Annotated in this window: 23 protein-coding genes and 2 tRNA genes; 6 read left to right on the forward strand and 19 right to left on the reverse strand. The window is 68.0% G+C overall.

The window, feature by feature from the left end:
- Positions 1–43: 43 nt before the first annotated feature.
- The 9 genes from ICG51_RS01000 to ICG51_RS01040 all read right to left on the reverse strand — a co-directional run bounded on the left by ICG51_RS01000 (position 44) and on the right by ICG51_RS01040 (position 10,876).
- The gene (locus tag ICG51_RS01000) at positions 44–2,341 is read right to left on the reverse strand and encodes a polysaccharide biosynthesis tyrosine autokinase (protein ID WP_190281137.1); all 2,298 of its coding nucleotides are present in this window, start codon (positions 2,339–2,341) and stop codon (positions 44–46) included.
- Between the two features lie 21 nt (positions 2,342–2,362).
- On the reverse strand, positions 2,363–3,073 hold the full coding sequence (locus tag ICG51_RS01005; protein WP_190281138.1) for a polysaccharide biosynthesis/export family protein: 711 nt from the start codon (positions 3,071–3,073) through the stop codon (positions 2,363–2,365).
- Positions 3,074–3,245: 172 nt separating this feature from the next.
- Positions 3,246–3,320, reverse strand: a tRNA-Val gene (locus ICG51_RS01010).
- Positions 3,321–3,443: 123 nt separating this feature from the next.
- Positions 3,444–5,291 (reverse strand): EAL domain-containing protein, encoded by a 1,848-nt coding sequence (locus ICG51_RS01015; RefSeq protein WP_190281139.1) that lies wholly within the window; start codon positions 5,289–5,291, stop codon positions 3,444–3,446.
- A 75-nt stretch (positions 5,292–5,366) separates the two neighbouring features.
- A complete protein-coding gene (gene cysN, locus ICG51_RS01020) occupies positions 5,367–7,268 on the reverse strand; it encodes a sulfate adenylyltransferase subunit CysN (RefSeq protein ID WP_190281140.1) in 1,902 nt (633 codons plus the stop codon).
- Positions 7,268–8,173 carry a sulfate adenylyltransferase subunit CysD gene (gene cysD / locus ICG51_RS01025; RefSeq protein ID WP_190281141.1) on the reverse strand — a complete coding sequence of 302 codons (906 nt, stop codon included), beginning with the start codon at positions 8,171–8,173 and terminating at the stop codon, positions 7,268–7,270. The genes cysN and cysD overlap by 1 nt, the downstream gene beginning before the upstream one ends.
- A gap of 36 nt (positions 8,174–8,209) precedes the next feature.
- On the reverse strand, positions 8,210–9,850 hold the full coding sequence (locus ICG51_RS01030; RefSeq protein ID WP_190281142.1) for an FMN-binding glutamate synthase family protein: 1,641 nt from the start codon (positions 9,848–9,850) through the stop codon (positions 8,210–8,212).
- 21 nt (positions 9,851–9,871) lie between these two features.
- Positions 9,872–9,958: transfer RNA gene (locus ICG51_RS01035), tRNA-Leu, on the reverse strand.
- A gap of 54 nt (positions 9,959–10,012) precedes the next feature.
- Positions 10,013–10,876 carry a hypothetical protein gene (locus ICG51_RS01040; protein WP_190281143.1) on the reverse strand — a complete coding sequence of 288 codons (864 nt, stop codon included), beginning with the start codon at positions 10,874–10,876 and terminating at the stop codon, positions 10,013–10,015.
- Positions 10,877–11,004: 128 nt separating this feature from the next.
- Between ICG51_RS01040 and ICG51_RS01045 the strand changes: the two genes are divergently transcribed.
- The gene (locus ICG51_RS01045; RefSeq protein ID WP_190281144.1) at positions 11,005–11,160 is read left to right on the forward strand and encodes a hypothetical protein; all 156 of its coding nucleotides are present in this window, start codon (positions 11,005–11,007) and stop codon (positions 11,158–11,160) included.
- A gap of 21 nt (positions 11,161–11,181) precedes the next feature.
- Here ICG51_RS01045 and ICG51_RS01050 read toward each other — a convergent pair whose 3' ends face one another.
- Both ICG51_RS01050 and ICG51_RS01055 read right to left on the reverse strand, forming a co-directional pair.
- Positions 11,182–11,808: a TetR/AcrR family transcriptional regulator gene (locus tag ICG51_RS01050; protein ID WP_190281145.1), complete on the reverse strand. Its 627-nt coding sequence runs from the start codon at positions 11,806–11,808 to the stop codon at positions 11,182–11,184.
- Positions 11,809–11,819: 11 nt separating this feature from the next.
- Complete coding sequence (locus ICG51_RS01055; RefSeq protein ID WP_190281146.1) at positions 11,820–12,077, reverse strand: acyl-CoA-binding protein; 258 nt, start codon at positions 12,075–12,077, stop codon at positions 11,820–11,822.
- Positions 12,078–12,222: 145 nt separating this feature from the next.
- Here ICG51_RS01055 and ICG51_RS01060 point away from each other — a divergent pair, with 145 nt between their 5' ends.
- Positions 12,223–14,211: an SDR family oxidoreductase gene (locus ICG51_RS01060; protein WP_190281147.1), complete on the forward strand. Its 1,989-nt coding sequence runs from the start codon at positions 12,223–12,225 to the stop codon at positions 14,209–14,211.
- Between the two features lie 154 nt (positions 14,212–14,365).
- Here ICG51_RS01060 and ICG51_RS01065 read toward each other — a convergent pair whose 3' ends face one another.
- Positions 14,366–16,096 carry a M1 family metallopeptidase gene (locus ICG51_RS01065; RefSeq protein WP_190281148.1) on the reverse strand — a complete coding sequence of 577 codons (1,731 nt, stop codon included), beginning with the start codon at positions 16,094–16,096 and terminating at the stop codon, positions 14,366–14,368.
- A 200-nt stretch (positions 16,097–16,296) separates the two neighbouring features.
- On the opposite strand from ICG51_RS01065, the gene ICG51_RS01070 reads away from it, so the two are divergent.
- Positions 16,297–17,511, forward strand: coding sequence for a hypothetical protein (locus ICG51_RS01070; protein WP_190281149.1), 1,215 nt, complete (start codon positions 16,297–16,299; stop codon positions 17,509–17,511).
- A gap of 90 nt (positions 17,512–17,601) precedes the next feature.
- Here the strand turns inward: ICG51_RS01070 and ICG51_RS01075 are convergent, their stop codons facing one another.
- A complete protein-coding gene (locus tag ICG51_RS01075) occupies positions 17,602–17,868 on the reverse strand; it encodes a DksA/TraR family C4-type zinc finger protein (RefSeq protein WP_190281150.1) in 267 nt (88 codons plus the stop codon).
- Between the two features lie 195 nt (positions 17,869–18,063).
- Here ICG51_RS01075 and ICG51_RS01080 point away from each other — a divergent pair, with 195 nt between their 5' ends.
- Together ICG51_RS01080 and ICG51_RS01085 are read left to right on the forward strand one after the other, a co-directional pair.
- Positions 18,064–19,056 carry a diguanylate cyclase gene (locus ICG51_RS01080; protein WP_223809654.1) on the forward strand — a complete coding sequence of 331 codons (993 nt, stop codon included), beginning with the start codon at positions 18,064–18,066 and terminating at the stop codon, positions 19,054–19,056.
- Between the two features lie 81 nt (positions 19,057–19,137).
- The gene (locus tag ICG51_RS01085) at positions 19,138–19,683 is read left to right on the forward strand and encodes a peroxiredoxin (protein ID WP_190281152.1); all 546 of its coding nucleotides are present in this window, start codon (positions 19,138–19,140) and stop codon (positions 19,681–19,683) included.
- Between the two features lie 40 nt (positions 19,684–19,723).
- On the opposite strand, the gene ICG51_RS01090 is transcribed toward ICG51_RS01085, so the two are convergent.
- The 6 genes from ICG51_RS01090 to ICG51_RS01115 form a co-directional block, all read right to left on the reverse strand.
- Entirely contained in the window at positions 19,724–20,209 is a 486-nt protein-coding gene (locus tag ICG51_RS01090) for a YciI family protein (protein WP_190281153.1), read from the reverse strand.
- A gap of 28 nt (positions 20,210–20,237) precedes the next feature.
- On the reverse strand, positions 20,238–20,822 hold the full coding sequence (locus ICG51_RS01095) for a DUF6151 family protein (protein ID WP_190281154.1): 585 nt from the start codon (positions 20,820–20,822) through the stop codon (positions 20,238–20,240).
- A 94-nt stretch (positions 20,823–20,916) separates the two neighbouring features.
- Positions 20,917–22,977 (reverse strand): M13 family metallopeptidase, encoded by a 2,061-nt coding sequence (locus ICG51_RS01100; RefSeq protein ID WP_190281155.1) that lies wholly within the window; start codon positions 22,975–22,977, stop codon positions 20,917–20,919.
- A 110-nt stretch (positions 22,978–23,087) separates the two neighbouring features.
- Positions 23,088–23,432: a RidA family protein gene (locus tag ICG51_RS01105; RefSeq protein ID WP_190281156.1), complete on the reverse strand. Its 345-nt coding sequence runs from the start codon at positions 23,430–23,432 to the stop codon at positions 23,088–23,090.
- A 74-nt stretch (positions 23,433–23,506) separates the two neighbouring features.
- Positions 23,507–23,752: a helix-turn-helix transcriptional regulator gene (locus tag ICG51_RS01110; protein ID WP_190281157.1), complete on the reverse strand. Its 246-nt coding sequence runs from the start codon at positions 23,750–23,752 to the stop codon at positions 23,507–23,509.
- On the reverse strand, positions 23,752–24,237 hold the full coding sequence (locus tag ICG51_RS01115; protein WP_190281158.1) for a DUF2975 domain-containing protein: 486 nt from the start codon (positions 24,235–24,237) through the stop codon (positions 23,752–23,754). Before ICG51_RS01115 ends, ICG51_RS01110 begins: the two co-directional genes overlap by 1 nt.
- A gap of 99 nt (positions 24,238–24,336) precedes the next feature.
- Between ICG51_RS01115 and ICG51_RS01120 the strand changes: the two genes are divergently transcribed.
- The gene (locus ICG51_RS01120) at positions 24,337–25,257 is read left to right on the forward strand and encodes an ABC transporter ATP-binding protein (RefSeq protein ID WP_190281159.1); all 921 of its coding nucleotides are present in this window, start codon (positions 24,337–24,339) and stop codon (positions 25,255–25,257) included.
- Position 25,258 lies beyond the last annotated feature (1 nt).

The following is a 25,258-nucleotide window of genomic DNA, read 5'->3' on the forward strand; positions in this document are numbered from 1 at the left end:
CCAAGGCCCACTCCAGCGCGCTCCCCATCGCGCCGCCCACTCCTCAGCCCTTGGTCAGCCGCGGCTTGTCGCCGTAGGAGTAGTACGCGTAGGCGCCACCGTAGCCATAGCCGTAGCCATAACCGGCGGCGCGGGCGTCGTACTTGGTCAGCAGTCCACCCAGGAGGCGCGCACGCGCGGCATACAGTCGCTTGAGCGCGGCCTGCGCGGCGCCGATCTTGGTCTTGGCACTGTTGACGACCAGCAGGGTGCCATCAATCGCGTTGGCCAAGATCGGGGCATCGGCCAAGCCCAGTACCGGCGGTCCGTCGATGATCACGTGGTCGTATCGCTCCGTGCCGACCGTCAGCAGCGACACCAGCTTCGAGCCGGACAGCAGCTCCGCCGGGTTGGGCGGCAGGGGCCCGGCAAGGATGACGTGCAGGCGCTCGTCCTCCGTGCGCTGGACGGCTGCGCCGAACGTGCAACCGCCGGCGAGGAGATGGCTGAGCCCCGACTCGGCCTTCAATCCGAGCGTCTTGTGCAGCGATGGTTTGCGCAGGTCCGCATCCACCAGCAGCACGCGCTTGCCGAGTTGGGTGAGGTTGCGCGCCAGCGCCAGGGCGGTGGTCGACTTGCCTTCACCGGGGCCACTGCTGGTGACCAGCAGGCTCTTGGGTACGCCGTGGTCGGTGGCGAACTGCAGCGCGGTGCGTACCGAACGGTAGGCCTCGGAGAACGAGGACTGCAGGTCGGAGGCAACGTCACTCAGGTTGTCCTTGGGGCCAAGCTTGGGAATGATCCCCAGCACCGGCAGCTTGAGCTTCTGTTCGACATCGTCTGGCGTCTTGATGGTGTCGTCGAGGAACTCCAGCAGGAACGCGGCCAGCACGCCCAGCATCGCCCCGAGCAGCAGCCCGATGGCGAGGTTGAGGGTGAGGTTGGGCTTGAAGCGCCAGCGCGGCACTTCCGCTCGATCGATGATGGAGATGTTGTTGGCGCGGACGTCGCCAGCCACGCCGACTTCCTTGAAGCGCTGCAGCAGGCCGTCGTAGAGCTGGCGGTTGGTGTCGACCTCGCGCTTGAGGATGTTGTACTGGATGCTGCGGCCGTCCACGTCCAGGGCCTGGGTACGCAGCGCGGCGATCTGCTGGGTCAGCATCTGCTCCTGCGCGGCGGCGGCATCGTACTCGGCGCGGACGGAGGCACGCACGCCGGCGGTTTCCTTGACAATCTGCCGGTCCAGCTCATCGATCTGGCTCTTGAGCTGCTGCATCTCCGGATAGTCAGGCTTGAAGGTCTGCAGCTTCAGCTGGTACTGCGACTGCAGTTCTCCCTTCTGCTGCTGCAGCACCCGGATGTTGGAGTTGCCGATCATGTCGGCCGGCATCGCCCCCGACGACGCCTGCCGCCAGCGCGCCTGCGCGCGGATGCGCTGGTCCTGCGCCGTGGCCAGCGCGGCGTTGAGCTGGGTCAGGTTCTGCACCGCGAGCGACTGCCCGTTTTCGCCGGTGTTGATCAGGTTTTCCTGCTGGGCGAACTGCACCAGCTTGCGCTCGGAATCCTCCAGCTTGGCCTTGGTGAGCTTCAGCTGGTCTTCCAGATAGGTCTTTGCGTAGGACGAAGCACCGAACCGTCGCTCCAGCCCGGAGGCGATGTAACCCTCCGCAATGGCGTTGGCCGCACGCGCCGAAAATTGCGGCGAAGGGCTGTCGAAATTGATCTTGACAAGCCGGGAGTTGCGCACCGGCTCGATGCTCAGGCTGTTGCCGATCAGTGTGGCGGCGTCGCGCAGCTCGGCTGCCGCATCGCTTGTGGACGCGATTGCCTGCTTGTTTTCTTCCTGCTTGCCCTTCGGCTTCAGCAACGCCAGCATCCGCCCCAGCCAGCCCGGCTCACTGAGCCGGTCCAGCGCAGCCCGGTCCAGCCCCAGTTCGTTCGCCACGCGCTCGGCGAGCGAACGGCTCTTGATCAACTCGTACTGGGTCTGCAGGAACGCCGGATCAAAGCCGCGGTCATCGCCGGGCTGGATGCCGTCCACCTGGACTACCTGGATGCCTTCCTTGTCCAGCTGCAGGAGGGTCGTGGCGCGGTAGATCGGCGTCGCGGTAAGGGTTGCCAGCAACGCGACCGCAACCACCCCGGCCAGCACGCTGGCGATCAGGCGGCGGCGCTTGACCAGGATCCGCCAGTAGGCAAGCAGATCAATTTCGTCGTCATCGTGGCGTTCCTCCTGTGCCTCCAGCACCAGAGCGGTACCGCCGCGATGCAGGTCGACCCCGCCCGCCCTGCCCACCTCGGCGCGCGCCGGCAGGCCTCGTTTGTCGTCGGCCGGCCCCGCCGGCAGGTTTTCGTCAGTCATGCGGGAATCGTCCTTGATCTGTCAGAACCAGCGGAACACGCCGATCGCCGGCACGGCTTCGATGAAGCGGCGGAACGCCGATTTGCTGCCGGACTGCTCCACCACGATGATGTCGTCCCCGTATACCTGCGGGTCGTCGATCATCCCCTTCCGCACCAGGCGCAGGTCGAAGACCGCGGCCTGGCGCTTGCCCTCCACCTGGCGCATCAGCACGATGCCGCCGAGGTCGGCGATCTTGTCGTCCACGCCTTCCGCAAGCGCAATGGCCTGCAGCAGGCTGGTCCTGCCGGTGATGGGATAGATGCCCGGTTTCTTCACCGCCCCCTCCAGCGTAATCCGCTGGCTCGAGTATTCCTTGACGAAGACACTGACCTGGGGGTTCTGCAGGAACCCATCCGCGTATTTCTTCGCCAGCTCCGCTTCCAGTTCGGGGATGGTGCGGCCACCGGCCATCACCCCACCCACCAGCGGCAGCGAAATCTGGCCGTTGGAATTGACCCGCACTTCCTTGTCCAGGTCCTGCACGCCGAACACGCTGATCTGCAGCAAATCCATCGCGCCGATGCGGTAGTCGGTCGCACCCTCGTAGGCGCCCGAGGCTGCTGTGGTGTCGGGCGGCGGCAGCGTGGTTACCGCAGACGCGGCGGCGTCCCGGGGGCCACCGCTGCTGGCGCACGCCGCCAGTAGCAGAACCAGGGTCGATGTCAGCAAGCCACGCATCCAGTTGCGCATGCACGATCCTCCGCGGTTGAACCGGCATTATGCGTGGCAGGCAAGCCTGCGCAACCACACAGAATTCACACGCCGCGAGGTCGGTGCCTCCCGCCCCATTCATGCGATAGGGAAGCGGGTGGGACGCACCAACAAAAAAGCCGGCGCATGGCCGGCTTTTCTTGCTTGGATCTGGTGGGCGGTGCAGGGTTCGAACCTGCGACCCTTGCCGTGTGAAGGCAATGCTCTACCGCTGAGCTAACCGCCCGAAGGAGCCGCGTATTCTACATGAACGCGGCCGGCAGGCAATAGTCTGCGCAGCCCGGCAAACCACGGCCGCGCCGGTACCGGGCAGCATCGCCGAACCCGGCCTGCAACTCGACCGCGCCGGTCACGCCGCCACAGCACCCACGCCGGCTGGGGCCCCGGTCCGCAACGCCGGTGCACCCGGCGAGGCGGCGATACCGTCGTCCTCCGGCACCGACATGAGGTGCACGCCAACGTTCAGCCGCTTGGCCTGCCGCTTGGCGGCGGCGGCCTGCGAAGCCACCTCCTCGGCGGTGGCGAAGCGTCCCGGCGCGGCCGGGGTCACCCCGATGGTCAGCGTTGTCAGCGGGAACGTGGCGTAACGCCCGGCACGGTCCTCCCCTTCCAGCACCCCGCGGGCCAAGTCGGCCGGATCGAACAGGGTATGGCTGGCGGCATTGAACTCAGCCACCATATCGGCGCAGCGACGTTCCCAGTCGTCGCTCTGGAAAAGCACGACGAAATCGTCGCCACCGACATGGCCGACGAAATCCCAACGCGGCTCCGCATGCCGGACCAGCGTATTGGCCACCAGCCGGATCATGCGATCTCCACGGAAATAGCCGTACTGGTCGTTATACGGCTTGAAGTGGTTGAGATCGCAATACGCGGCCATGAACGGCTGGCCGGCGTCGATCAGCCGCGCGATGTGCTCGGCGATGGGAATGTTGCCGGGCAGCAGGGTCAACGGATTGGCGTACCGCGCCGCCTCGATGCGCAGCTCGGTCACCCGCCGGACGAGCGCCTCGCCGGTACCCACGCCGGCATAACGACCGCCCCGGGTGATGATGAAGCCGTCGGCCAGATAGCGCTGGTCCTCGCCCAGCAGGATCTCCGACATCGCATCGATGCTCTGCGAGACATCGGCCATGATCGGAGAGGGATGCATCAGCTGGATGCAGGGCTTGCGGCCGAGCAGTTCGCGCGCGAAAGGCATCGCCATCCGCTCGTTGAAGACGCGGCGGTTGATCAGCCCCTGCGGAAAACCCTCCATGTCGACAACCGGCAGCGCCGGCAGGTGCGGGTGCTGGCGGAACAGCTGCTCGGCTTCGAAATTGCTGGCCTGCTCGTTGATGGACGGCGCCTCGACCAGCAGGTGTGCAGCGGTCACCCTCGGGAATGCGTGGCGCTGCCCGTTGACCGGCCACACCGGCAGCTTTTCGCTGGAGGCCTGCAGGGCCTCCCCGGCCACGGTCTCGGCCACCGCCGGCTGCGGACGACCGAGCAGGAACCCCTGCGCATAGCGGATGCCGAGGTCCTGGATGATCGCCAGGTCCTGGATCCGTTCGACGCCTTCGGCGATCAGGTCGGTCCCCAGGCTGTCCGCCACCTGCACCAGCGCCCGGACGATGCTGAGGCGGCCGGGGCTCTGGGCGATGTCGTGCACCAGGTAACGGTCGATCTTGACGTAGTCGGGGCCCAGCTCGTGCCAGAGCTCGAAGTTGGAGTGGCCGTTACCGAAGTCGTCCAGCGCGATCTGCACGCCGGCCGCGCGCAGGTAGCCCAGCGCATCGGCCAGACGACCGACGTCCTCGACGATGTCGCGCTCGGTGATCTCGATGACGAACCTGCTGAGGTCCTGGCCGGCCGATTGCAGGCTGCACAGGACCTGCTGCGGGCGCAGGTCTCCCTGCAGGATGGCGTGCGCGCTCAGGTTGACCAGCAGCCGCCCGCCACGGATGAAGTCGAAGGCCTGCGCCAGAGTGCTGGCGGCGTGGGTTTCCAGCTCGCCCAGGCGGCCCGTGCGCCGCGCATGGTCGAGCAGGCGCAGAGGCGGCACGTCCGCGTGCGCATGGCGCATCAGGCCCTCATGCGCCACCACCTTGCGGTCTTCCAGCCGGACGATCGGCTGGAACAGGGCGCGCAGGCCGTGGGGCCGCAGGGCGGCGGCAAGCAACGCATCGGACGGATCAGGCAATGGGGCGGCGCACATGCAACAAATGGTGTGAGCAGGCGATGACAGCTTCGTGTCACCGCACGCGCCATCGCCACCATTAGCCCGCGCCGATCAGGTCGCGGTGTCGTACCACTCCAACGCCAGCGCAGCGATGACCTCGTCCGCAAGCGCTGCCACATCGGCCCCCAGCGTATGCAGGTGCAGTTCCGGCGCCTGCGGCGGCTCGTAGGGCGAATCGATGCCGGTGAAGTTGCGCAGCTCGCCGCGGCGCGCCTTGGCGTACAGGCCCTTGACGTCGCGGCGCTCCGCTTCGGCCAGCGGGGTATCGACGAACACCTCAAGGAATTCGCCAGGTTCGAACAGCGAGCGCGCCATCTCGCGTTCGGCGCGGAACGGGCTGATGAAGCTGACCAGCACGATCAGCCCGGCGTCGGTCATCAGCCTGGCCACCTCGGCGACGCGACGGATGTTCTCCACCCGGTCCTCGGCGGTGAACCCGAGGTCCTTGTTGAGGCCGTGGCGGACGTTGTCGCCATCCAGCAGATAGGTGTGCCGACCCTGCGACAGCAGCTTCTTCTCCACCAGGTTGGCGATGGTGGACTTGCCGGCACCGGACAGGCCTGTGAACCAGAGGCAGCGCGGCGTCTGGTGCTTGACCGCGGCGCGCGCGGCCTTGTCCACGTCCAGGTGCTGCCAGTGGATGTTGGCGGCGCGACGCAGCGCGAAGTCCAGCGTGCCGGCCGCAACGGTGGCATTGCTCTGCCGGTCGATCAGGATGAAGGCGCCCAGCGCGCGGTTCTCGGCGTAGGCGCTGAAGGGCACCGGCTGGTCCAGGTGCAAGTTGCAGTAGCCGACCTCGTTCAGGTCGAGGTGCTTGGCGGCCAGCTGGTCCTGGGTATTGACGTCGACCTTGTGCTTGATTTCGGTGACTGATGCGCCGACGGTGCGGCTGCCGATCTGCAGCAGGTACGGCCGCCCCGGCAGCAGCCGCGCATCGCCCATCCACAGCAGGTGGGCGGCGAACTGGTCGGCCACCTCCGGCGGATTGGCGGCGCTGGCGATCACGTCGCCGCGACTGACGTCGATCTCGTCGCGCAGGGTCAGGGTGACCGCCTGCCCTGCACTCGCTTCCGCCAGTTCGCCATCGGCGGTGACGATGGCAGCGATCCGCGAGCGGCGCCCGGACGGCAGCACCACGATGTCGTCGCCCGGCTTGGCCGTGCCTGCCGCGATGGTGCCGGCAAAGCCGCGGAAATCCTGGTTCGGCCGGCACACCCACTGCACCGGCATCCGCAGCGCGGCATCACCCGCGGCGCGCGCAAGCGGTACCGTTTCCAGCAGCTCCAGCAGCGCCGGCCCGCCATACCAGGGCGTGTTAAGCGAGCGCTCGATCATGTTGTCGCCACGCAGCGCGGACAGCGGGATGCAGTCCACGTGGGCGATGCCCAGCTGTGCCGCCAGCGCGCGGTATTCGTCGGCGATGCGATCGAACACGGCCTCGTCGAAGCCGACCAGGTCCATCTTGTTGACTGCCAGCAACACGCGCTCGATCCCCAGCAGCTTCACGATGTAGCTGTGGCGGCGGGTCTGGGTGAGCAGGCCCTTGCGCGCGTCCACCAGCACCACCGCCAAGTCCGCGGTGGACGCGCCGGTGGCCATGTTGCGGGTGTACTGCTCGTGGCCGGGACAGTCGGCGACGATGAACTTGCGGCGCTCGGTATCGAAGAAGCGGTAGGCCACGTCGATGGTGATGCCCTGCTCGCGCTCGGCGGCCAGGCCGTCGACCAGCAGGGCGAAATCGATTTCGTCGCCCTGGGTCCCGTGCCTGCGGCTGTCGGCTTCCAGCGCGCTGACCTGGTCATCCAGCAGCAGCCGGGTGTCGTGCAGCAGCCGGCCGATCAGGGTGCTCTTGCCGTCGTCCACGCTGCCGCAGGTGATGAAGCGCAGCAGGTCCTTGGTTTCATGCTGCCGCAGGTAGGCGGCGACCTGTGCATCCGCGTCGTCCATGCGCATCAGAAGTAGCCCTCCTGCTTCTTCTTCTCCATCGAGGCGGTCGGATCGTGGTCGATCACCCGGCCTTGCCGTTCCGACGTGGTGGCCACCAGCATTTCGGCGATGATCTTCTCCAGCGTATCGGCCCCGGATTCGATGGCGCCGGTCAGCGGGTAGCAGCCGAGGGTACGGAAACGCACCTGCCGCATGGCCGGCACTTCGCCCTCGCGCAGCGGCAGGCGCTCGTCATCGACCATGATCAGGGCGCCATCGCGTTCCACCACGGGACGCTCGGCGGCGAAATACAGCGACGGCACCGGGATCTTCTCGCGGTAGATGTAGAGCCAGATGTCCAGTTCGGTCCAGTTGGACAGCGGGAACGCACGCACCGACTCGCCCCTGTGGATGCGCGCGTTGTAGAGATTCCACAGCTCCGGGCGCTGGTTCTTAGGGTCCCAGCGGTGCTGCGCGTTGCGGAAGCTGAAGATGCGCTCCTTGGCGCGCGACTTTTCCTCGTCGCGGCGGGCACCGCCGATGGCGGCATCGAAGCCGAACCGGTCCAGCGCCTGCTTCAGCGCCTGCGTCTTCATCACGTCGGTGTGCACGGTGGCGCCGTGGCTGACCGGACCGATGCCCTGTGCCAGCCCGTCGGGATTGGTGTGCACGTGCAGGGTGACGCCGGTCTCGGCGGCGCGGCGGTCGCGGAAGTCGATCATTTCGCGGAACTTCCACGTGGTGTCCACGTGCAGCAGCGGGATCGGCGGACGCGCGGGATGGAACGCCTTCAGCAGCAGATGCAGCAGCACCGAACTGTCCTTGCCCACGGAGTACAGCAGCACCGGATTGCGGAACCCGGCGGCGACTTCGCGGAGGATGTGGATGCTTTCGGCTTCCAGCCGGTCGAGGTGGGACAGGGCTGCGTTCAAGGCTGCGGTGCTGCGTCAACGAAGGCGCACAGCGTATCAGCTGGCCTTGCTGTCCCGAAGCCGCGCGACATGCGCAGGCGGCATGAAGGCATCGCTGCGCGCTTGCTGCCAGAACTCGCGGAACACCGCGTGTTCGGGCAGGCGCCCGCCGAGCAGTTCGCCAGGCTGGAGGTAGCGGTACAGCGCCGACAGCGAGCGCACCTCCACCGGCGAGACGCGGCGCAGGATGTGTTCCGGGCCCAGCTGGTCCGGGTGCTGCAGCCCGGCCGCGCAAAGCAGGTCACGCAGCGCGCGCAGGGTATTGGCGTGGAAGGTGGCCACGCGCACAGACTTGTCGGCCACGTCCAGCTGCTTCCAGCGCGCCGGATCCTGGGTAGCGATGCCGGTGGGGCAGCGGTTGGTATGGCAGCTCAGTGACTGGATGCAGCCCAGCGCGAACATGTAGCCGCGGGCGGCATTGCACCAGTCCGCACCCATCGCCAGCGCGCGGGCGATGTCGAAGGCGCTGACGATCTTGCCTGCTGCGCCGATTTTTATCCGGTCGCGCAGACCCAGCCCGACCAGGGTGTTGTGCACAAGCATCAGGCCTTCGTGCATCGGGACGCCGACGTGATCGACGAACTCCGCCGGTGCCGCGCCGGTGCCACCCTCGGCACCATCGACGACGATGAAGTCCGGCAGCAGTTCCGGATTGGCCTCGGCCTGCTCCTGCATCGCCTTGGCGATCCCGAACCATTCCCACGGATGCCCGATCGCCAGCTTGAAGCCCACCGGTTTCCCGTCCGACAGCTTGCGCAGCCGTGCCACGAACTGCAGCAGCCCCAGCGGCGTGGAAAAGGCCGAATGCGCGGCCGGGGACACGCAGTCCTGCCCCATCGGCACGCCGCGGGTGGCGGCAATCTCCGCGCTGAGCTTGGCCGCCGGCAACATGCCGCCGTGGCCGGGCTTGGCGCCCTGCGAGAGCTTCACCTCGATCATCTTCACCTGCGGGTCGACGGCCTGCGCCGCGAACCGCTCCTCGCTGAAGCTGCCGTCGTCGTTGCGGCATCCGAAGTAGCCGGAACCCAGTTCCCACACCAGGTCGCCGCCGCCCTCGCGGTGGTAGGGGGAAATCGAGCCCTCGCCGGTATCGTGGTAGAACCCGCCGCGCTTCGCGCCGGCGTTGAGCGCATGGATGGCAGCGGCGGACAGCGCGCCGAAGCTCATCGCCGAAATGTTGAACACGCTGGCGCTGTACGGGCGGGCGCGACCCGCGCCTATGACGATGCGGAAGTCATGGTCCGGGATCGCCGTGGGCGCCAGCGAATGGTTGATCCATTCGTAGTCGAGGCCGTACACGTCCTGCAGCGTGCCGAACGGACGCACGTCGTTGACGTGCTTGGCGCGCTGGTAGACCAGCGCGCGCTGCTCGCGCGAAAACGGCACCTCGGCGGTGTCGGACTGGATGAAGTACTGGCGCATTTCCGGGCCGATGGTTTCCAGCCCGTAGCGGAAGTGCGCCAGCAGCGGATAGTTGCGGCGCAGCGTGCTCTTGCGTTGCAGCAGATCGGCGGTGCCGAGCGCCGCCAACGCGCCGAATCCCGCCACGCCCCACCACCAGTGCGGATCAGTGGTGGCCAGCAGCAGTGCCAGCAGGGCCAGGACAATGCTGGCCAGGTAGGCGGAGTATCGGATCACGGCGCTCCTTCGTCGTCAGGCTGGTGCCCGGAGTCGGGGTCGAACCGACATGGCCTTGCGGCCGAGGGATTTTAAGTCCCTTGCGTTTACCAGTTTCGCCATCCGGGCGGCACGGCAAAGCTTACGCGATCGTGCGGGCGGCTTCGTCGCCGCTGGTCCGGCCTATTCCAGTTGCGACTGCGCAAAGGCCGCGTCCAGCGCTTCCATCGCGTCCAGCGGCTTGGCCTGCGCGGCCTTTTCGTAGGCAGCAGCGGCAGCATCCTCGTTGCGGCGTTCGTCCAGCAACAGCAGCACGTTGCCGTGCTCGATATGGGCGATCGGCGAGGCGGGCGTCAGCTTCAGCGCTTCCCTGATGTGCTTTTCCGCCTCGGAGGCCTTGGCGCCGTAAGTCAGGCCGCCGATCATCGCGCCAATCTTGCCGATGATCTCGGCGTGGTACAGCGCCAGCGCGGTGTGTGCCTCGGCGTGCCTGGGCGCCAGCTCCAGCGCGGCGTCCAGCGAGGCGCGCACCTTGCCGGCGATGCCCTGTTTCAGCGCCTTGGCGATCGACAGGCCCTGGCTGTACCGACCCAGCGCGAACGCATGGCGGTAGTGGCTGTTGGCCTCGCCCGGCAGCGCCTTGATCGCCGCCTCCGCCAGCGCAGCCGCGCGCTCGAAGCGCTTCAGCTTCTCGTCCTCGTCATCGACCAGGTAAGTGGCGTGGATGCCGATGGCCTTCGCCGCCACCGAGGCGCCCACCGGCCCCAGCGCTTCGCCGGCCTCGAACGCGGCCTTGAAGTCGCCGCGATGGAAGGCTCGCCACGCTTCCTGCAGCGCCGTGGCGAGGGCGTCGGCATCGAGCTTCGGCGCGGCCTTGCCGGCCGCCTTCAGCAGCGCCGCGGCGCGCTTGGCATCGGGAAACGGCTCGCAGTCGCCGGCATGGAGCTTCGGCCAGGCCTTCTTCAGCGCGTCGCCGGCATGGGTAAAGCCCTTGGCGTCGAATGGAAATGCAGCCCAGGCGGAAGCGGCGGATTTCTTGCTGGCCATGCGCGATGCCCTGGTTGAGGTCCGGCGGCCAGCATCCCGCCAGCCGCGGGTCCTGACAAGGGGGCGATAGTGTGTTTGCTCGACCGCGCCGGCCCAGCCTGCGCACATCCGCCGCCCCGGAACACGCCATGCCAGCACGCCGGAAGCCCCCTTCCCGCCGCGCCCCAGCGGTGTTCTTCACGCCGACGCCGCGCCATCTGTGGCTGGCCGCGCTGGGCCTGCTGGCGACCGTGCGTCGGCTGTTGCCAACGACCGGCGCGCATCGCGGCAGGCCGCGCAAGTAGCGCGGCCCCGCGCCACCGCGCTCAGTCGAGGTAGGCGCTGGTCAGGGTGTTGAGGTGCACGCGCTCCGCGTCGCGCAGGAACGGCGCGATCAACATCATCACCTGCACGATTCCGTCGCGGATCGAGGCCTGTTCGTCCTTGTCGCCGCGCGCCGCCGCGTAGTTCATCCAGAAAGTGGCGATCACCAGCACGTTGGTGGCGGCCGCGTCCAGCTCGACGGCGGAAGCGCGCATCACGCCCGCCTGGACCAGCCCGCGCATCACCGTGTGGGCCTGCTCGTCGGCGCGTTTGAGGATTCGGGCGAAACGCAGGCGCAGGCGGCGGTTGCGACTGAGGATGTCGACCAGGTCGCGGTAGAGGAAGCGGTAATCCCAGATGCACTCGAACACCAGGTGCAGCTGCAGCCACACGTCTTCCAGTCCCGGCAACCGCCCTTCCGGCGCCGACAACGCTGCATCCATCCGCACTTCGTAGCCGGCGAACAGCTGCTCGATGATGTCGTCCTTGTTGCGGAAGTGGTAGTACAGGTTGCCCGGGCTGATCTCCAGCTCGTCGGCGATGTGGTTGGTGGTGACGTTCGGCTCGCCCTGCGCATTGAACATCGAGAGGGACGCATCGAGGATGCGCTGGCGGGTCTGCCTTGCCATGCCGGACTCCGTCAGGCGGTGAGCTTGCGGACCAGGTCCACGTAGTGCTGCATCGCCTGTTCCTGCGCGGTGCCCTTGAGCTTGGCCCAGGCCTCGTACTTGGCGGTGCCCACGAAGTCGAAGAAGCCGGGCTTGGGTCCGCTGACGTCGCCTTCCGAGCCCTGCTTGTAGAGGGCATACAGGCGCAGCAGCGTGTCGTTGTCGGGACGCTCGGTCAGCGCATGCACGTCCTTGGCGGCTTGCTCGAACAGGGCTTTCAGGTCGGCCATCGCGTATCCCCTAGCGTGAGGCGGCCATCTGACCATGCGTCCCGGCACCGGTCAATACGGCGGGGAATTGTCGCGCGCGCGCAGCTCTGGCAACGTAGCAGGCCGCGGGCGCGCAACGCGCCGGGCAAGCCTGAGGGGATGCGCAATGGCTTATTTCGTGACCGGCGGCACCGGGTTCATCGGCCGTTTCCTGATCGACAACCTGCTCAAGCGCAAGGGCACGATCCACGTGCTGGTGCGCAAGGATTCGATGAAGAAGTTCGAGGCGCTGGCGAAGCAGCGCGGCTGGGACCGCAAGCGCGTGCTGCCGGTGGCCGGCGAGATGACCGCGCCGAAATGCGGGCTGTCCGCCGCACAGCTGCGCGCGCTGTCCGGCAAGGTAAAGCACTTCTTCCATCTGGCCGCGATCTACGACATGGCCGCCAAACCGGACGCCCTGCATGCGGCCAACATCGACGGCACCCGCAACGCGCTGGACCTGGCCGTGGCGATCGACGCCGGGTGTTTCCACCACACCAGTTCGATCGCCGCCGCAGGCATGTACCCCGGCGTGTTCCGCGAAGACATGTTCGAGGAGGCCGAAGGACTGGACGATCCCTACCTGCGCACCAAGCACGACTCGGAAGGCCTGGTGCGCGCGGAGAAGCGGATCAGGTGGCGGATCTACCGTCCCGGCATGGTGGTCGGCCATTCGAAGACCGGCGAGATCGACAAGATCGACGGCCCCTACTACTTCTTCACCTTTCTCAAGAAGCTGCGGCAGGCGCTGCCGCCGTGGATGCCGACGCTGGGCATCGAAGGCGGCCGGGTCAACATCGTGCCGGTGGATTTCGTCGCCGACGCGATGGACCACATCGCCCACAAGCCGCGCCTGGATGGCCACTGCTTCCACCTGACCGACCCGGAGCCGCTGCGCGTCGGAGAGGCGATGAACACCTTCGCCCGCGCCGGCCACGCACCGGAGATGACCATGCGCATCGACGCACGCATGTTCGCCTTCCTGCCCGGCAGCGTGCGCATGGCGGTGGGCAGCCTGCCGCCGGTGCGGCGCTTTGTCGGCATGCTGCTGCGCGACTTCAAGATCCCGAAGGAAACCCTGAAGTTCATCACCTACCCCACCCGCTTCGACAACCGCGAGGCCGAACGCGCGCTCAAGGGCAGCGGGATCGCGGTGCCGCGGCTGGAGGACTACGCCTGGCGGCTGTGGGATTACTGGGAGCGCCACCTCGACCCCGACCTGTTCATCGACCGCAGCCTCAAGGGCAAGGTCCGCAACAAGGTGGTGGTGATCACCGGGGGTTCGTCCGGGATTGGTTTGGCCACTGCCGAGAAGGTGGCGGCGGCCGGCGCGGTCACGGTGATCGTGGCACGCGGCGAGGAAGAGCTGTTCAAGGCGCGCGATGCGATGAAGGCCGCCGGCGGCAAGGTATTCGCCTACACCGCCGACCTGTCGGACATGGCCGACTGTGACCGGCTGGTGGCGACGATCCTGCAGGAACACGGCCAGGTGGACGTGCTGGTCAACAACGCCGGGCGTTCGATCCGGCGTTCGATCGAGGCCAGCTACGACCGCTTCCACGATTTCGAGCGGACCATGCAGCTAAACTACTTCGGCAGCATCCGCCTGATCATGGGCTTCATGCCGTCGATGACCCACCGCCGCAAGGGCCACATCATCAACATCAGTTCGATCGGGGTGCTGGCCAGTTCGCCGCGCTTCGCCGCCTACGTCGCCAGCAAGGCCGCGCTGGATGCGTTCAGCCGCTGCGCGCAGGGCGAACTGTCCGGCAAGGGGATCAGCTTCACCACCATCAACATGCCGCTGGTGAAGACCCCGATGATCGCGCCGACCAAGATGTACGACAGCGTGCCCACCCTGACCTCGGAGGAAGCGGCCGACTTGGTGGTGAAGGGCATCATCGAGCGCCCCAGCCGGATCGCCACGCGCCTGGGCATCTTCGCGGCACTGGTCAACGCGGTGGCGCCGAAGGCCTACGAGGCGGTGATGAGCACCGCCTTCGAGCTGTTCCCGGATTCGGCCGCAGCCAAGGGCGACAAACAGGCGCTGCGCGACCAGACGCCCAGCCAGGAACAGATCGCCTTCGCCTCCCTGATGCGCGGCGTGCATTGGTAGGTAGGCGACCGAACCCGAGCCTCTCAAGCGTTGCCGCTCGTGGGGCACCCGCTTCTGGACACACGCCGTGGATACGGCATGCAGGACCTTCGGCGACATCCCGGTCGCCGATGGTCTCCGGATGCAGGCACACCGCGAGGGGCAACGCGCCCTGTCAGCGTTTCGCTGCAGCCGCCGCCTTCGCCCGCGCCGCGGCATCCTTCTGGTACTCGGCCATGTGCGGCAACTCGCGCAGCACCTTCGAGTGCGGGTCGAGGGTGAAGCTTTCGCCCGCGGCAAGCGTTATCCGGCCGCGCCCATCCGTCATCGGCACCTCCACGACGCGATCGCCCGCGCGCACCTGCACCGGCATCGGGAACGGCTTGTCGCCTTCGGTCTTCCAGCGCAGCTCGAGGCCACCGGGGTCGCGGGTGGCGACCAGCTCCGGCAGCTTCACCGAACGCAGGTAGACATCGAAGAACCAGCCGTAGTCCTTGCCGGTGATCCGGTTCACCAGCGCGACATAGTCCGAAGTCGAGGCGTAGCGCGGGCGGAAGTTGCCCGGCTTCGGCGCATCGGTGCTGTAGACCAGTTCGCGGGTGGCGCGGAAGAAGGCCTCGTCGCCAACCAGGCCGCGCAGGGTGTGCAGCATCAGTGCACCCTTGTAGTAGACGTCGTTGCCGGGCCCGCGGTCGGCGCTGGAGACATCCTTCTCCACCATGCTGCGGCCAGCGACCACAGGATGACGCAGCATCAGGGTGGCGCGCATCTTCATCAGTGCTGCCATGTATTCCATGTCGCCGCGCAGCCACTGCAGGTACAGCGGCTGCATGTAGGTCCCGTAGCCTTCGTGCAGCCAGAAGTCGTCCCAGTCGACGTTGGTCAGCTGGTTGCCGAACCACTCGTGGGCGAACTCGTGCTGCAGCAGCCAGTCGTAGCCGGTCTCCGCCTTTTTGTAGTCGTTGCCGTAGGCATTGATGGTCTGGTGCTCCATGCCCAGGTGCGGGGTTTCGACCACGCCCATCTTCTCGTCGGCGAACGGATACGGACCGATCACTTCCTCGAAAAAATCCAGCATCGGCGCGAACTCGGCGAACAGGCCCTCGGCCTTGGCCTTGTTGCCTTTCAGGTACCAGAAGCGCAGCGGGATGGTGTTGCCGAAGCGCGAGGTGTAGTCGGCCCGCAGCAGTTCGTAAGGACCGATGTTCAGGGCGATCGCATAGGTGTCGGGAAGCTTTGCGCGCCAGTGGTAGGTGCGCCAGCCATCGCGTTCGTCCATGCCCTCGGCGATCCCGTTGCCCGCCGCCACCAGGGGACTTGGCACGGTGATGTGCTGCACCACCTCCAGCGGCTTGCCCATCGGATGGTCGATGCAGGGCCACAGCAGGTCGCAGCCCTCGCCCTGCACTGCCGTGGCGATCCACGGCTCGCCGGTCGGGGCCTTGGCCCAGACGATGCCGCCATCCCACGGCGCCTTCTTCGCCTCGTGTGGCTGGCCGCCGTAGCGGATGCGCAGTTCCGCCTGCCCGCCCGCCGCCAGCGGCCGTGGCAGGTCCACCTGCATCCGCCCTTCGGGGTTGCGCCAGCGCGCGGCATCCACGGGCATGCCGTCGACCTCGACGCGTTCGATGGCGTAGTTGCGGTCCAGGTCCACCACCAGCCGCTGCACCTGTTGCGAGACCCGCAGGCGCAGGGTGGCATCGCCTTCCAGTCGTTTCTTCGCGGGATCAACGCGGAAAGACAGCTCGGCCTTTTCGATGACCGTGGCCAGCTGTTCGGGAGTGCGCGGCAGGCCGGTCGCCGCGGTGGTCGGCGTCAATCCCGGCTGCTGGGCAAGCGCGGCTACCGGCGCGAGGGCCGCGGCCAGAGCCAGGACGAGGACGGAACCATGGGCGTGGGCAGGCATTTGGAGCCTCCGGTGGGCGATCACCTAACATCGCACGGCGTGCCCCGCGGCGGGCCTGTCGTTGGTCATGCCGGGGCGAAACTGAATCCCTGCTGGCGCCCCCTTCGTCGAGGGGAAAACCTCAGCTTCGATTCATCGCGCAAACCGTTAACTGCAAGTGAGGGCGGCGAATGGTTCGCGCGCCGCGGAGAAAAGAAGCTATGAACCGCATCCCCAAGTCGCACACCCTGACCGCCGCCCTGCTGGGCCTCGCGCTCACCGCGGGCGCCGTGCTGCCTGCCGCTGCCCAGGACGGCAATGACCGCCGGGCTGAGCGCCAGGAGCGCCGCCTGCAGAAGGCCCGCGGCAACGCGAACGCGCCGGAACCCGCGGCAGCGGCGGAAACCCGCAGCGATCCGCCACGACGCTTCGAACGCGTCGAACGTCCCTCCCCCGCCCCCCGCAGCAGCGACGCGGAGCGCCGCGAGAACTGGGGTGAACTGGCCCGCCAGCAGCGCGAGCGGCAGGCCGCGCAGGATTCGCGCGGCCCGTGGCAGCAGCGCGAACGCGTACAGCCGCGTGCGCCCGAGCCGCGCATCGCCGAACAGCGCGAACTGCACCGCCCGCAGGCGGACGAGCGCCAGCTGGAACAGCGGCAGCGTCTTGCCGAGCAGCGTGATCGCCGGCGGGAATCCGAGGACCGGCAGCGCGAGCAGGCGGCCGCCAGCAGCCCGCAGGCGCGGGTCATCGCCGAAGCGCGGGAGCGCGAAGCCAGCCGCGATCGGCGTGACGATCGCAACGACCGCCGTGACTGGCGCGATGGCGACCGCGATGGCCGCGTGTCGCGCGATCAGCAGCGTCACCGGATCGAGGAACAGCGTCGCCAGCAGGCGCAGTGGCTGCGGGACGACGATCGTCGTCGCAGCGAGCATGACCGCCATCGCCACCAGCTGGAGCGCCAGCGCCGCAACGCGCAATACCGCTACCAGCAGGACTACTGGCGGCGCTGGCTGGCCGCACAGGCCCGCTGGAACCAGCAGCGCTTCGACTACGACCGCGACCCGTTCTTCTCCACCCCGTACAACTACCGCTACAGCTATGGCGGACGCTGGTACAGCACCAACAGCTACGGTGCCCAGATCCTGCGCGAGGCGGTGCGCGATGGCTACCGTGAAGGCTGGTATGCCGGACAGGCCGATCGCATGGACCGCTGGCAGTTCGACTACCGCAACAACTACGGCTGGCTGGACGGCAGCTACGGCTACGCTGGCCGCTATGTCAGCCAGAGCGACTACCGATGGTACTTCCGCCAGGGCTTCGAACGCGGCTACCGCGATGGCTACTACGGGCGCAGCCAGTACGGCCGTTACGACAATGGCAGCGCGATGATCCTGCCGGCCATCCTCGGCATGATCCTGTCCTTCAACATCGACTGATCCGCCCCTGTCGCGCACCACCCGACGCCCGGCCTCGCGCCGGGCGTCCTGTTTGCGCGCGGTGGCAACGGCGGCAGCCCGCGGACGACCTCAGCGCAGCTGGCTGTCCTTGCTGCCGCGACGGTTGTAGCCGGCAAAGGCCGCATCTTCGGCATCCTGCGCCTGCTGACAAGCCAGGCACAGGCGCACCCCGGGCACGGCCTTGCGACGGCCTTCCGGGATTGGCGCATCGCATTCCTCGCAGCGCTCCAGGGACGCTCCACTGGGCAGCCGGCTGCGCGCCCTCGCGATGCCGTCCTTCACGGTCGCGTCGATCTGCTCCTGTACCGCGCCATCGCCTGCCCAACCGGTGGCCATGCCTGCCTCCTTCCCGCACCCTTGTTGCCATCGAATCCCGACGATACACCGCTCCCGCTGGCGCGGCGGGAACAGCTCGCTCACACTTGCCACTGCGGCGCAGGGGGAATGATGGGCGAACACGGCAACCGACAGGCTCGGGACGGACTGGACGCGGCCACGCGTCTGGGCGATCTGTAACGTCGCACCTATCGCCTGCGCACGCTGGGGATGGGGCTGGGCCTGCTGCCTGTGGCGATGGTGCTGCAGGAACGCCACGCGGGCATCGCTGCCTGGGCATGGGCCTTCTTCTGCGGCCTGGTCTGGCCGCACCTGGCCTACAGGCTTGCCGCGCGCAGCCGCGATGCCTACCGCACCGAGCTGCAGAACCTGGTGATCGACTCGGCGCTGGCCGCCTCGCTGGTACCGCTGATGCACTTCAGCCTGCTGCCCTCGGTCATGCTGGTATCGGTGACCACCGCCGACAAGATCAGCAGCGGCGTGCGCGGACTGTGGCGGCGCTCGCTGCTGCCGATGCTGGCGGCGCTGCTGGTATCGGGTCTGCTGAACGGATTTGGGGTGGATGTCAGCACCAGCATGAACACCCTGCTGGCCTGCCTGCCGATCATGGTCATCCACACGCTGGCAGTCAGTGCCAGCAGCTACCAGCTGGTGCGCAGGGTACAGGCGCAGAACCTGCAGCTGGACAAATTGAGCCGCTTCGACAGTCTGACCGGGTTGGGCAGCCGCGCGCACTGGGAGGCCATGGCCTCCGGCCTGCTGCAGCCGGCCGGGCGGCCCGCGACCCTGATGCTGGTCGACGTGGACCGCTTCAAGGACACCAACGACCGCCACGGCCACGCCGTCGGCGACGATCTGCTGCGGGCGATCGCTTCCTGCATCCAGTCGGTGCTGCCGGCTGACGGCCACGCCGGCCGACTCGGTGGCGACGAATTCGTGGTGGCGCTGCCGCTACCCCCCGTCGACGCCGCGCGCATCGCCGAGAGCCTGCTGGCGCAGGTGCAGGCGCTGGAGTTCCCGCGCGCGCCCGGCCTGCGGGGCTCCATCAGCATCGGGCTGGCGGCTCCGCCCGCCGGCACCTGCGACCTGCGCGCATGGCTGGAAGCCGCCGATCGTGCGCTATACCTGGCGAAAGCCAACGGGCGTGGCCGCCTGCAGGTGTTCGCTGCCGGGCCGGGCGCTGCCTGACCCAGCCAGTGGGCGCGACACGCCCGCGCAGGAGAGCCGGAAACGGCGCTAAAGTGGCGCACCCCCCGTCAGGAACCCGCCATGCGCCGTCTCGCCGCTTCCGCCCTGCTGTTGATCTGCGCCACTCCGGTGTTCGCCGCGCTCAAGCCTGGCGCAGTGGCGCCGACCTTCACCGCGCCTGCCTATATGGCCGGCCAGCCGTACACCTTCGACCTGAAGGCCTCGCTGGCGAAGGGCCCGGTGGTGCTGTACTTCTTCCCGGCCGCGTTCACCCCGGGCTGCAACGCCGAAGCCGCAGCCTTCTCGCAGGCGATCGACAAATTCAAGGCGCAGGGCGCCAGCGTGGTGGGCGTGACCGCGGGCAATACCGAGCGCCTCGCCGAGTTTTCGAAGGACACGGAAAAATGCGCCGGCAAGTTCCCGGTGGCGGCCGATGAGGGCGCCAGGATCGCCAAGTCCTACGACGCCACCATGACGATGAAGCCGGACCTGTCCAGCCGTACGTCCTATGTCATCGGCAAGGACGGCAAGGTTGTCTTCGCCTTCGACTCGATGAACCCGAACCTGCACGTCAGGGAAACGCTGGCGGCGCTGGCGACGATGAAGACGAAGCGCGCCGGCAAGTAAGCGGATTGATGCAGCGCGGCGGCGGCCGCGCTGGCTTGCCTCAGGGTGTCGGGCGCACCAGCTTTTCGTGCAGTTCGCCAGTGAGCATGGTCGCGGCCGAGCCGTACCAGCTGTGGTAGTCGGCCACCATTTCGCCCTGCTGGATCACCGGATCGGTGGCGACCAGCGCTTTCGCTTCATCGATGTCGTCGGTGGCGAACACGAACAGGCCGCGCCAGTCGCCGGCGGCATCGCCGAACGGCCCCGCCAGCGCAAGCTTGCCCGCCTTCGCCAGCCGCTGGATGTTGGCCATGTGGCCGGCGAACATCGCCTTGCGCGCGTCAGCGTCCTTCACCGGCGTGGGCCCGGTACGCAGGATCACCAGCACGTAGCGGCGCATGCCGCGTTCGTCGGCGCCGGTGCGCTGCGCAAGCGCCGCGTCGTAGGCAAGAGCCGGTGGCGTGGCGTCTTGCGCGGCGGGTTCGGCCGCCCATGCGGCGCCGAAGGCACCGGTGGCGGCGAGCATCAGGGCAAGGAAACGGCGCATCGTGCGGCTCCTGTCGCGGGATTCTGCATCAAGGATCGAGGGACAGTGCATCGCGTTGCGTCCTGCCCAGCACCAGCGGCTCGCGCAACGGCAGGCCATCTGTGTCGAACAGCAACCTGTTGCGGCGACCGCGCAGGCGCGCCGAAAGCACGCCTGCGACTATGCGCAAAGTACCGGCCAGCCGGGCCAGGGGTGGCGAGGCGACCGGCACGGTTGCCGAGCCGGCATTGACCGCGATATGCCCACGCGGCCCGAATGCGCCCTCGATGACATCCGCTGGCTCCGCGATGGCGGATACAGGCACCCCGAGGTAATACAGCTTGGGATCGCGCGGGACGTTGCCCAGTGGCGTGCGGCAGCAGCTGGCGTACCAGCGCAGCAGCCCGCGCGGCCCCAGCGACATGCATGCCATTTTCTCGAAGCCGCGGGTGATCTGCAGCCCGTCCGGCGCCATCGCCAGGATGTCGGAGCCGCCGGCGACGTCCAGCAACCCGGCGCCACCCAGCCAGCGCGCAAACGCCCGACAGTCGCGGCAGTAGCAGCTCGCGCGCGCATGCACGCGGCGCGGATCGATCCGCCCCTCCACCGGGCCGCAGCGGCACGCCAGCTTCATTCCGCGCCATTCCCCGGGGATTTACCGGAGGCACAATAACGGAAACGGGCGGTCCCTGGGGCCCGCCCGTTCGGTGCTGCAGCCGGGTCGGCGCTTACCAGATCTGCACGCGCTTCTCCGGCGCCAGGTACATGGCGTCGCCCTGCTTCACCTCGAACGCCTTGTACCAGCCGTCCAGGTTGCGCAGCGGGCCGTTGGCGCGGTACATGCCGGGCGAATGCGGATCGGTCTTGAGCTGGCGCAGCAGCGTTTCGTCGCGGTACTTGCTCTTCCACACCTGCGCCCAGGCCAGATAGAAGCGCTGATCGCCGGTCAGGCCGTCGATCACCGGCGCCGGCTTGCCGCCCAGGCTCAGCTGGTAGGCCGTGTAGGCCATCGACACGCCGCCCAGGTCGCCGATGTTCTCGCCCATGGTCAGCCCGCCGTTGACGCACTGTCCTTCCAGCGGGCAATAGGCGTCGTACTGCGCGCCCAGTGCCTTGGTCAGCTGTTCGAAACGGGCGCGGTCCTCGTCGGTCCACCAGTTGCGCTGGATGCCGTCGGCATCCGACTTGCTGCCCTGGTCATCGAAGCCGTGGCCCATCTCGTGGCCGATCACGGCACCGATGCCCCCGTAGTTCACCGCGGCATCGGCGTGCACATCGAAGAACGGCGGCTGCAGGATCGCCGCCGGGAACACGATCTCGTTGAATGCCGAGTTGTAGTAGGCATTCACCGTCTGCGGGGTCATGCCCCACTCCTCGCGGTCGGTCTTCTGGCCGACGCGACGGTTCTGGTCGGCGCGGTTGAACTCGCGCATCGCCACCGCGTTGCCCAGCAGGTCGTCGGCCTTGATGGTGACGCTGGAATAGTCCTTCCACTTCGACGGGTAACCGATCTTCGGGCGGAAGCTGGCCAGCTTGCGGTAGGCCTCGGCCTTGGTCGCCTCCCCCATCCAGCCGATCTGCTCGATGTTGCTGCGCAGCGCGGTGCGCAGGTTCTCGACCAGCTGGTCCATCGCCGCCTTGGCTTCCGGCTTGAAGTAGCGCGCCACGTACAGCTCACCAAGTGCTTCGCCGAGGCCGCCGCGGCCACCGACCAGCGCCAGCGCCCGCTTCCAGTCCTCGCGCTGGGCCTTCTGCCCGCCCAGCACCTTGCCGTTGAACTCGAACGAAGCAGCATCGATCTCGCTGCTCAGGAGGTCGGCGTTGCCGTCGACAGCGTGGAACGCAAGATAGTCGCGCCAGGTGGCCAGCGGGGTGGCGTTGACGATGTCGATCACCGGCTGGATCACGTCCGGGGTGGTGATGTTGAGTTTGTCGGGCTGCGGCATGCCCTGCGCGCGCAACTGCGCGGCCCAGTCGTAGCCGGGGAACTTCTGCTGCAGCTCGGCATAGGTGAACTGGTTGTAGGTCTTGTCGCGGTCGCGCAGCTTGACCCGCTCCCACTGCGGCTTGGCCAGCGCGGTTTCAAGCGCCAGCACCGCTTCGGCACGCGCCTTCGCATCGGCGCCGCTGACGCCGGCAAAGCCCAGCATGCGCTGGATGTGCGCCAGGTAGGCCTCGCGGATCTTGACGAAGCGCGCGTCCTGGTTGAGGTAGTAGTCGCGGTCCGGCAGGCCCAGCCCGCCCACGCCCAGGCCCACCTGGTACTGGTTCGGGTCCTTGCGGTCGATGCCCACGCCCATGCCGAACGGCGCGCTGCTGCCGTCGATGCCGGCGTTGCCGAAGGCGGCAATCAGCTTGTCCTTCGAATCGATCTTCGCGATCCGGTCCAGCACCGGCTGCAGTGGCTTGATCCCGGCGGAATCGCGGCCGGCGCGGTCCATGAAGCTGGCGTAGAAATCGCGCAGCTTGCGGCCATTGCTGCCGGCGGCGAGATTCTTGCTGGCCAGCAGCTCGTCCATCAGCGCGCGGGTCTGCTCCTCGGCACGGTCGCGCAGCTGGTTGAACGAGCCGTAGTTGGTCTCGTAATCCTTGAGCACGTAGGTGTCGATCCACTGGCCGCTGGCGTAGCGGTTGAAGTCATCGCCCGGCTTGACCGTCAGGTCGCGCGCGGTGAGGTCGACACCGAAGCTGCCCAGCTGGGCCTTGCCGGAGGGCGCGGCGGCGGTGGCGGTGGAGACGGCGACAGTAAGGGCGCCGGCGATGCCGAGGCCGAGCAGGGAACGCTTCATGCGGGAGGTCTGGTGACGGAAGGAAACCCGAGAGTAGCCTGCATTCCCATCCGGCCGCGCGTGACTTTGGTTGGCCCGCGCGTGCGCTGCTTCGCGGTTGCGCGGCGGGATCAGACCACCGCGGTCACCACGATCTCCACCTTCCAGTCCGGATTGGCCAGCCTGGCTTCCACGGTGGCACGGGCCGGGGCCCGGCCCGGGGCCACCCACGCGTCCCACGCCCGGTTCATGCCGGCAAAATCGGCGATGTCGGCAAGGAAGATCTGCGCACGCAGGATCCGGGTCTTGTCGCTGCCGGCCTGCGCCAGCAGCGCATCGATGGCCTCCAGCACCTCGCGGGTCTGGGTTTCGATGTCGGCACCCGCGGTCTCCGGGACCTGCCCAGCCAGATAGGCGATGCCGCCGTGGATGCAGGCTTCGGACATGCGGGGGCCGGCGTCGATGCGTTCGATCATGGGGAATTCTTCCGATGCGGGGCACGCACCATCACCCAGCGCCGCGATGCGCGCAAGCCCCGCGGCGCGCACCCTCAGCCCTCGGCCTCCTCATCCGCGCCGCGCAGGTCGTCGGGGTCGAAGTCGTAATCGAGCAGGTCGCCCGGCACGCAGTCCAGCGCCGCGCACAACCGCGCCAGGGTACGGAAGCGGATGCCCTTGACCTTGCCACTGCGGAACAGCGACATCTGCGTTTCGCTGATGCCCACCGTGGCCGCCAGCTCGCGGGCGGTCATGCCGCGCCGGGCCAGCATCAGGTCCAGCGTGATCCGGACCGGCATCAGACGATCTCGTCCAGTTCGGCCTGGAGCGCGCGGGCGCTGTCGACCACCCGCGCCAGCAGCACCAGCGCCGCGCCGACCACGCCCAGCACGATCCCGGACAGGTCGAAATAGGCCACCCCGCCCTGCCCGCCCTGGATCAGGCGCGTCAGGTTGGTGATGGCGAACACGCTGAGCAGCGCGCCCACCAGCACGCCCACGCCGATGTGGCGGATCGCCCGCGCCACCGCTGCGTGAAACAGGCGGCCGGCGGCCAGGTCCCCCAGCGCCCGCTGCACCGCCCAAAGCGCCCACAGATAGCCCAGACCGGGCGACAGCCGGACCAGCATCAGCAGGGCCGTGCTGCCGCCGCCGGCGCCAGCCTCGCGCGTCCACGGCAGGGTGCTGGCGCCCAGGCCCAGCAGCAGCGCCAGCCCGGCAAAGACCAGCAGGGTGGCGGCGCGCAGCCAGCGGCACTGGTGGCGGAAGCGTTCGGGAAGCGCCATCGGCGGACTCTCGGCAGGCGGAGGAACTTTAAGCTTGACTTAAATCTTCTCCCATGTAAAAACTTTATGCGAGAGTTAAATTACGGGAGCACGACAACCATGTCATCCGCCATCGAAACCCGCGGCCTGAGCCGCCGCTTCGGAGACCGCCTGGCGGTCGACCGCATCGATATGCACGTGCCGGAGCGCAGCATCTACGGCTTCCTCGGCCGCAATGGCGCCGGCAAGACGACCACCATCCGCCTGCTGCTGGGACTGTTGCGCCCGGATGCCGGCCAGGCGCGGATCGCCGGCATCGACGTGGCGCGCAATCGCATGGCGGCCGCGCGCAAGGTCGGGGCGCTGCTGGAGGCGCAAGGCTTCCACCCGCATCTGAATGGACGCGAGAACCTGGACCTGAGCCGGCGGCTGCTGGGCCTGCCCGCGACCGAGGTCGAGCGCGTGCTGGAGGTGGTGGAAATGACGCCGCACGCGCGCCGGCGGGTCGGCGACTATTCGCTGGGCATGCGCCAGCGGCTGGGGCTGGCGCGGGCGATGCTGGGCGCACCGCCGGTGCTGGTACTGGACGAGCCCACCAACGGGCTGGATCCGGAAGGCATCGCCGACATGCGCCGGTTCCTGCGCGCGCTGCCGGAGCGGGCCAACGCGACCGTGCTGCTATCCAGCCACCTGCTGGGCGAGATCGAACAGACCGCCACCCACGTCGGCATCCTCAGCCAGGGCCGACTGGTGCTGGAAGGTGCGCTGGCCGACCTGAAGGCCGGGCTGGCCGCCGCGGTGGAAGTGGGCACGGATGCACCGGAGCGGGCCATGGCCATCGCCAGCGCCCATGGCTTCGAGGTCGAGCGCGCCGACGAGGCCGTGGTGGTGTACATCGCCGCGGACGAGGAGCCGCGCGACGCCACCGCCGCACTGAACCGCGCGCTGTGCGCGGCCGGCGTCCGGGTGCATGCACTGGCCCCGCGCCAGTGCAGCCTGGAAACCCTGTACCGCAACGCCGCCCAGCCGGCCTTGGCCTGAG

The sequence above is a fragment of the Thermomonas sp. XSG genome, assembly GCF_014678725.1.
GTDB lineage: Bacteria > Pseudomonadota > Gammaproteobacteria > Xanthomonadales > Xanthomonadaceae > Thermomonas.

What these genes read in the sequence shown, in the direction of transcription:
- ICG51_RS01100 (WP_190281155.1), bottom strand. Translation starts at nt 22,977, where the DNA reads ATGAAGCGTTCCCTGCTCGGCCTCGGCATCGCCGGCGCCCTTACTGTC.
- ICG51_RS01000 (WP_190281137.1), bottom strand. Translation starts at nt 2,341, where the DNA reads ATGACTGACGAAAACCTGCCGGCGGGGCCGGCCGACGACAAACGAGGC.
- ICG51_RS01070 (WP_190281149.1), top strand. Translation starts at nt 16,297, where the DNA reads ATGAACCGCATCCCCAAGTCGCACACCCTGACCGCCGCCCTGCTGGGC.
- ICG51_RS01090 (WP_190281153.1), bottom strand. Translation starts at nt 20,209, where the DNA reads ATGCGCCGTTTCCTTGCCCTGATGCTCGCCGCCACCGGTGCCTTCGGC.
- ICG51_RS01055 (WP_190281146.1), bottom strand. Translation starts at nt 12,077, where the DNA reads ATGGCCGACCTGAAAGCCCTGTTCGAGCAAGCCGCCAAGGACGTGCAT.
- ICG51_RS01110 (WP_190281157.1), bottom strand. Translation starts at nt 23,752, where the DNA reads ATGCCGGTCCGGATCACGCTGGACCTGATGCTGGCCCGGCGCGGCATG.
- ICG51_RS01050 (WP_190281145.1), bottom strand. Translation starts at nt 11,808, where the DNA reads ATGGCAAGGCAGACCCGCCAGCGCATCCTCGATGCGTCCCTCTCGATG.
- ICG51_RS01015 (WP_190281139.1), bottom strand. Translation starts at nt 5,291, where the DNA reads ATGTGCGCCGCCCCATTGCCTGATCCGTCCGATGCGTTGCTTGCCGCC.
- ICG51_RS01060 (WP_190281147.1), top strand. Translation starts at nt 12,223, where the DNA reads ATGGCTTATTTCGTGACCGGCGGCACCGGGTTCATCGGCCGTTTCCTG.
- ICG51_RS01120 (WP_190281159.1), top strand. Translation starts at nt 24,337, where the DNA reads ATGTCATCCGCCATCGAAACCCGCGGCCTGAGCCGCCGCTTCGGAGAC.
- ICG51_RS01065 (WP_190281148.1), bottom strand. Translation starts at nt 16,096, where the DNA reads ATGCCTGCCCACGCCCATGGTTCCGTCCTCGTCCTGGCTCTGGCCGCG.
- ICG51_RS01075 (WP_190281150.1), bottom strand. Translation starts at nt 17,868, where the DNA reads ATGGCCACCGGTTGGGCAGGCGATGGCGCGGTACAGGAGCAGATCGAC.
- ICG51_RS01005 (WP_190281138.1), bottom strand. Translation starts at nt 3,073, where the DNA reads ATGCGCAACTGGATGCGTGGCTTGCTGACATCGACCCTGGTTCTGCTA.
- ICG51_RS01040 (WP_190281143.1), bottom strand. Translation starts at nt 10,876, where the DNA reads ATGGCCAGCAAGAAATCCGCCGCTTCCGCCTGGGCTGCATTTCCATTC.
- ICG51_RS01105 (WP_190281156.1), bottom strand. Translation starts at nt 23,432, where the DNA reads ATGATCGAACGCATCGACGCCGGCCCCCGCATGTCCGAAGCCTGCATC.
- cysN (WP_190281140.1), bottom strand. Translation starts at nt 7,268, where the DNA reads ATGCGCATGGACGACGCGGATGCACAGGTCGCCGCCTACCTGCGGCAG.
- ICG51_RS01095 (WP_190281154.1), bottom strand. Translation starts at nt 20,822, where the DNA reads ATGAAGCTGGCGTGCCGCTGCGGCCCGGTGGAGGGGCGGATCGATCCG.
- ICG51_RS01045 (WP_190281144.1), top strand. Translation starts at nt 11,005, where the DNA reads ATGCCAGCACGCCGGAAGCCCCCTTCCCGCCGCGCCCCAGCGGTGTTC.
- ICG51_RS01085 (WP_190281152.1), top strand. Translation starts at nt 19,138, where the DNA reads ATGCGCCGTCTCGCCGCTTCCGCCCTGCTGTTGATCTGCGCCACTCCG.
- ICG51_RS01115 (WP_190281158.1), bottom strand. Translation starts at nt 24,237, where the DNA reads ATGGCGCTTCCCGAACGCTTCCGCCACCAGTGCCGCTGGCTGCGCGCC.